This is a genomic window from Terriglobia bacterium (assembly GCA_036496425.1).
Classification (GTDB): domain Bacteria; phylum Acidobacteriota; class Terriglobia; order 20CM-2-55-15; family 20CM-2-55-15; genus 20CM-2-55-15.
Genome location: DASXLG010000321.1, coordinates 21,637 through 27,636, shown reverse-complemented (window position 1 = coordinate 27,636; position 6,000 = coordinate 21,637). Strand labels below are relative to the sequence as shown.

The 6,000-nt window shown below is 53.8% G+C and carries 7 protein-coding genes; all 7 read right to left on the bottom strand.

Translation table 11 applies throughout. The features are described 5' to 3' along the window. Nucleotides 1-558: 558 nt before the first annotated feature. The 7 genes from VGK48_23475 to VGK48_23445 all read right to left on the bottom strand — a co-directional run bounded on the left by VGK48_23475 (nucleotide 559) and on the right by VGK48_23445 (nucleotide 5,691). On the bottom strand, nucleotides 559-1,125 hold the full coding sequence (locus VGK48_23475; protein HEY2384147.1) for a Uma2 family endonuclease: 567 nt from the start codon (nucleotides 1,123-1,125) through the stop codon (nucleotides 559-561). Between the two features lie 201 nt (nucleotides 1,126-1,326). Further along, a complete protein-coding gene (locus tag VGK48_23470) occupies nucleotides 1,327-1,995 on the bottom strand; it encodes an outer membrane lipoprotein carrier protein LolA (protein HEY2384146.1) in 669 nt (222 codons plus the stop codon). A gap of 5 nt (nucleotides 1,996-2,000) precedes the next feature. Next, nucleotides 2,001-2,327 (bottom strand): hypothetical protein, encoded by a 327-nt coding sequence (locus VGK48_23465; GenBank protein ID HEY2384145.1) that lies wholly within the window; start codon nucleotides 2,325-2,327, stop codon nucleotides 2,001-2,003. Further along, nucleotides 2,324-3,055, bottom strand: a complete 732-nt coding sequence (locus VGK48_23460; GenBank protein HEY2384144.1) for an ABC transporter ATP-binding protein — start codon at nucleotides 3,053-3,055, stop codon at nucleotides 2,324-2,326. The genes VGK48_23465 and VGK48_23460 overlap by 4 nt, the downstream gene beginning before the upstream one ends. 39 nt (nucleotides 3,056-3,094) lie before the next feature. Next, entirely contained in the window at nucleotides 3,095-4,192 is a 1,098-nt protein-coding gene (locus tag VGK48_23455; GenBank protein ID HEY2384143.1) for an ABC transporter permease, read from the bottom strand. Between the two features lie 18 nt (nucleotides 4,193-4,210). Continuing rightward, nucleotides 4,211-5,086 carry a DUF4292 domain-containing protein gene (locus tag VGK48_23450; GenBank protein HEY2384142.1) on the bottom strand — a complete coding sequence of 292 codons (876 nt, stop codon included), beginning with the start codon at nucleotides 5,084-5,086 and terminating at the stop codon, nucleotides 4,211-4,213. Continuing rightward, nucleotides 5,083-5,691, bottom strand: a complete 609-nt coding sequence (locus tag VGK48_23445) for a VTT domain-containing protein (GenBank protein HEY2384141.1) — start codon at nucleotides 5,689-5,691, stop codon at nucleotides 5,083-5,085. Before VGK48_23445 ends, VGK48_23450 begins: the two co-directional genes overlap by 4 nt. Between the last annotated feature and the right edge of the window lie 309 nt (nucleotides 5,692-6,000).

Genomic DNA, 6,000 nt, shown 5'->3' with positions numbered 1-6,000 from the left:
CGGCCGGTAAGCCAGAGACTTTTTTCTTCTCTGCCTTACCGCGGCCGGTAAGCCAGAGACTTTTTTCTTCTCTGCCTTACCGCGAGCGGTAAGCCAGAGACTTTTTTCTTCTCTGCCTTACCGCGGCCGGTAAGCCAGAGAGTTTTTTCTTCTCTGCCTTACCGCGAGCCGTAAGCCAGAGAGCTTTTTCTTCTGCCTTACCGCGGACGCGGTGTTTTGTAAGCAGACGCGATGTTTTATAAGCGGACGCGCCGGATTCCAGGAGATCGCGTTCAATCGCCAGACGCTGGGATACACATATATATAAGGTCGTGTTTCCGCCCGCCCGAGCTCGGCATTTCCCTCGATCCCCGGCCGACCCTGAACTGACGTGCAGGAACCTTAAACTGTGGCAGTTCACGGTATCGGTGGCGATCCTCCCCGGCTAAGAACCTAACTGGTTGATAAATTGTTAGCCTCCAAAGCTGTTTGCCGGCCACGAAAAGGACATCGACTCTCTGAACCACGCAGCCAAACGTGATGATTAGCACTTCGACAGGGGCTTCGCAAATATATTGATCAGTCTCCGAGGATTTCATCAATGGTGAACAAGAATGCGGGCAGTAGTTGTGCAGAGATCGCCTCACCACGATGCCGTGCGATGACGCTTTCGTAAATGCCGTTCTTGAGACCTGAATGAACAATGAGCGCATCGCCGTGAATGTCGAGCAGCCAGTATTCGGAGATTCCGGTTTCGGCGTAGAGCTCCGCTTTCACGGTACTATCCCATTTCAGTGAGGAGTCGGCAACCTCCACGACCAGCAATATGTCTTCAGGTCGTGGATGCCGTTCCGCATAAAAATCCCTTTTAGGCCGCAACAATGCGAGATCGGGAATTGGCGCCGAATACCGCTCCAGGACCACCGGATCCTGAACACTGACGATCGCGGCCTCCCCAAGCTTGCTCGTGAAGAGCCGGTTCAGACGTTTCACGCGGCCGGCATGCGGCGGACCGGGACGAGGTAATTCCAGGATTTCTCCTCGGATGAGCTCGTAACGACGGTCTTCTTCCAGAATTCCCGCTTCTTGCATGCGCTGGAACTCGTCTACAGTAAAAAGCTTTTTCGTGATGACGTCAGTAGACATGCTTTCATCATACTCTCGCCGAAACCCACCGTCACGCCGTAGGCACAGCAAATTCGGGACCGCAGAACCGCTTTTATAAATGAAGAGTTTGGGCTTTCTGGAGGCAGGCATTTAGTCTCTCAAATCGCGACTAAAATATCGCGAAGCCGCGGACAATGCCAAGAGGACCACCAGGGATCTCTTAAGAACCTCGGCAATCCGTCACAGCTTGTTGACGTGGACGTCCTTCGGCATTTTGAGTTCGAATGCATCGTCGGGCAGTGTGCTGTTTACTTTGATGTTGGTGTACTTGTAGATCGTGTAGTCGCCGCCGCTTTCGGTCACCTTGACCTGGAGCGCGATTCCCTTTTGTTCATCGATCCACATACGCAGGGTTTTGACAACGGCCATTGGAGCGTTTGGCGCTAAATCCAGGATCGCCGTTTTCTTGCCATCGATCACTTCTTCACCGGCCATAGTGACCTTGAAATTCTTCTTCAAATCCGAACTCGACTGGCCGAATCCAACCGCCATCAGTTGGTCGACAGCACTGGCGTGGCTACCAAGAGACCCCTCCTGGAGCTGTTTGATCGACGGCGTATACAACTGAAACTTGCCTTTATCGATCAGCAGCTTCTGCTCGCCAGGTTTGGAGATCTCGACCTTAAGTCGTGGCTCTTTACCGGCTCGGGAGTAGTAGAGCTTTCCGGATTTGACGTCTTTGTCATCGACAAGGACTGTGATCTTAGTTTGCTCCAGGCTGCATTCAATCGAGTGGAAGCTCTTGGCCGTGTCGTCCATTTTTGCGAAGACCTGATCCAGAGTGGTCTCCGCGTTGAGAACAGGTAGCAGCCACAAAATGCACAGGAGGCTGAGGACTTTTGGTCGCATTGAATTCACCTCGCTACCCAGATGGCGTACTGGACGAGCATTCCATAGGGATCATAGACGGGCTGGGCGCGGGATACCGTCACAGCCTGGCCCAACGACAGTTTCAGCCGGTCGACGGCGGCCTGCTCTGTTTTAACTTTGGGAACAACCCAGACCGGGTTTCCATCGTCATCTCGGGCCTGGCGTATGACCTGGGCACGGATCCGCATCCAGTCGGGGCGGTCGTCGAAGAAGGTTTGAGGCGTAATAAAAATGAAGGCGAGGATCACGACGCAGATCACGTCGTACTGGATAGATCCTCGTTCAAACGACCAAAGTAGAAATCGTTTCATACACGGCGAGCCGGCCCTGCCAGTTCGCTGTTGGTGTCAAAAGGGAGCGGATCGTTGTCGCTGACGATGACGCCGTCGCGCATTTCGATCAGACGATCCGTGTAGGTTACAAGTTCGGGATTATGAGTAACGAGAATGATGGTCTGCCTGAACCTCCGGTTCAGCTCCCGGAACATGTTCAGAACGATCTCGGAGTTCTTGGTATCGAGGCTGCCGGTCGGCTCATCGGCCAGTAAAATCGATGGTTTCGACGCCAGCGCCCGGGCAATCGCAACGCGCTGCTGCTCGCCGCCCGACAATTCGGCGGGGCGGCGGCCCAGCTTGTCTTCAATCATGAGCAACTGCAGGATCTCGGTCACATGCGCATCGTGCTCGGGGCCGGAGCCCCGGATATGCCGCGAAATGCCGATATTTCCGCGAGCCGTTAAGGTCGGCAGCAGGTTGAATTTTTGAAAGACGAAACCGATCTTCTCGCGGCGAATGCGGGTGAGATCGTTGTCGGTCATGCCGGCGATGTCCTTGCCTTCGATGAGCACTTTACCGGCGGTCGGCTTGGTCATGGCGCCCAGGACGTGCATCAGCGACGATTTTCCGCAACCGGACGGCCCCATGATGGCGGTCAGTTCGCCCTCGCGGACCCGCAGACTGACGCCCCGCAACGCTTCAACGTCGACCTTGCCGACTTTATAGGTCTTTCGAAGCTCGATTGTTTCCAGTAAAGTTTTCATTTATAAGGACCTGCGTTAACCAAACTTGTATCACAAACCCTACTCGTAAGCGAGCGCTTCAACCGGGTCCTGACCGGCCGCTTTCACGGACGGATAGAAGGAACCGATGATGCCGCTGAGAATGGCAAAGGCTGCGGCATTAAACCGCCACTCATTCGTAATCTCGATGATCAATGTGGGAAAGATGGCCGAAAGTACTCGAGTAATCACGGAGCTGGCTATCGTTCCCACCACGACCCCCAGAATGCAGACGACGGTGGTTTCCTGGAAGATCATACCGACAATAAACGCTTTCGACGCGCCCATGGACCTTAGAATTCCGATCTCCCTGGTCCGTTCGGTGATCGTGGTATACATCGACAGGAAAATGACCATGATCCCGACACATAAGGCGATGATCACAACGGCGTTGATAAAGGCGCCCAAACCGGGAATATTGGCCGACGTCATCAGCGTTTCATAGTCCTTGACGTCACGAATCGTATAGTTCTCAAAAACCTTTTCAATCTCCGCCTTGACCGTCTTTATCTGGGCCGGGTCATTTAATTTCACGAAAAACGCGCCGGCCTTCGGCGTCTGACCGGTGCGATCGCTCAGATCCTGCATGGACATGAAAACGCGAGCCCCCTGGCCGTGCTCTACGATTCCAGCGATTTTGAATGGGTGATTCAGCATGTCCACCGTATCACCGACTTTCGCCGCCTTCGATGCCGCCCAGAGGTCATCGACGACGACTTCGTAGGGTGCTTTGAAAATGGTCCCATCATGAAAGTGAAAGCCGCCGGTCACCTGGGTGAAACTGGAGTCGATACCGTAGAAGACCTCAATGCCACCCTCGGTATTGAACTTGATCATCACGGGTGCAACCGCTTTGACGCCCTGAAATTCTCGAAGTTTATCGGCCAGCTTGATCGACATCGAGTTCTCCGATAACGCAAGAATGACGCCGGCGCCTGATGGCTGCACGAGCAGTTCCGCACCGACGCCTTCGGTCCGTTTGGCGGTTTCGTCGGTGATTCCCGTCGTCAAACCGATAATCACGAGGATCAGGATCACTTCGAGCGCGACCGCCAGGATCGTCACCGTTGTCCGCACCGGCCGTGCGGTAAGTCCCGCGAAGATCATCTCTTTTTTCATAGTGTTGTGCCGCAAGAACTACTGTGCCAGTTGAACGACTTCCGAGCCCTCGGGACGCTGCAAGTCGAAGGTGTTATCCGGCAGCTTGTCGTTGACCGTCGTCTTCTGGAACGTCAGCTTCAGGGTGTAATCCTCAACCGGCCGCATAATGACGACCGTTTGCGGAAAACGGACCTCCCCTTCCTTCTCATAATTGGAGTATTCGACGTCGGTTTCGATCTTACCGTCAGCGCCGAATATCTGCTTTCGTGAGACTTCCATGTCGACGCTTCGGTCGATCCAGAGTTTTTCGAGCGTGTGCGCTTCAGCGCCGTCGCCCGAAAAATCCGTAAAGGTAAAAACGTAGTAGCTGTGACGGTTCTCCGTTTGCTCATTGAATGAGTATTTTATGAATGGCTTATTAACGTAAGGCGTGATGTCGACAAAGAGTCCGTCCAGAAAGTGTTGCGGCCGGAGGTTGGCGATCGGGCTCTTCGAGTTGACGTGCACATTGACGTCGCCCTCGATCCACTGATTCTTAAGAGGAATGGAGGCCCGGTACTCCCGTCCATTCCCGACGATATCGGCAATCGTCGACAAAACCAGCGGCGCCAGGACTTTGATGCGAATGTTCTTAGGGCGTTCCACGAACAGGTAACCGCTGGTCTGGCGGTACTCGGTGAGAACGCCGCTTTGCGAACCTCCTCCGGAAACGTCCAGCGTCATGGTCCCCTTCAATGTCTGGATTTGTTTGCTCCGCTCGATCAGCCCCTGATAAAGCTCTTCTTTAGTGGCTGATTTCGCCGGAAGCAGCCGTTGATCCTGCGGTATGACGACCTTACGGGAGAGACAACCTGCCTGAACCAGCAAAACAATGGCGATCAAAAACCGAAACTTTGAACCGATAGTCTTCACGCTTCAACGCTCGGGACCCGGCGGCGTGCAAGTGCAAAGAACACAACGACGCTGAGAATGGTGAACGCGGCGGCAGCCAATCCAAGTTTGCCGTAATTTCTTTGGACGAACTGAATGGCGGCCGGTCCGTACATCACTGCCAGGATCCCTTCCGAAAAGTATCGAATACTGCGGCCAATCACGACGCCGGTTATGAATCTGGGCCACGAAATACCAAAAGTGCCCGCGGACAAGACAAAGAATTTGAATGGCATCGGCGGAGGCAACAGCGACGGAATAATGATAGCCAGTATTCCATGGCGTTGATACCACCCCTGCGCCTTTGCCAGGCGCTCGTCGGCAAAGCTCTTTCTGAGAAACTTTTCGCCGCCCTTTCGCCCCACGGAGTACAAGAGCGCGCAGCCGATGGTGGACCCTAAGATGGTCAGGAGCGCGAACTTCACCATGCTGTGCGGTTCGTTGATGGCAAACGTCATCAATAGAACGTCGTTGATTTCCGGCAGAGAGAAGAACGACGAGTCGCACATGGCCAGGGCCATGAGCCCAAAGCCTCCGTACGGCAGCAACGCGTGCCGGAGCCAGAGTGATATTGCTTCAAAATTCATCAATTAAATATAAACAGATTGGGGAATCAGCGGGCCCTGATTCCGGGGCGATGCACGCTGGACAGAACCTCGCTGCAAGACCGAATTCCTAATTGTAACATGCGATTCCCCACGTCTCCATCGGGTAAAATTGTCCGCGGATTCAACCAAGAGATGTTGAACTGACAAGCGGTTTTGGGTTATAAATCAGGGTCTCGACACGATGCCGTGACGGGAGAGGACAACGAGGTCTTCGATCTTCTTTTGAGGTCGAAGGCTTTTTTTGTTTATCGGACTCAATAAACAAAATTTTAAATGCGACGAGGAAAG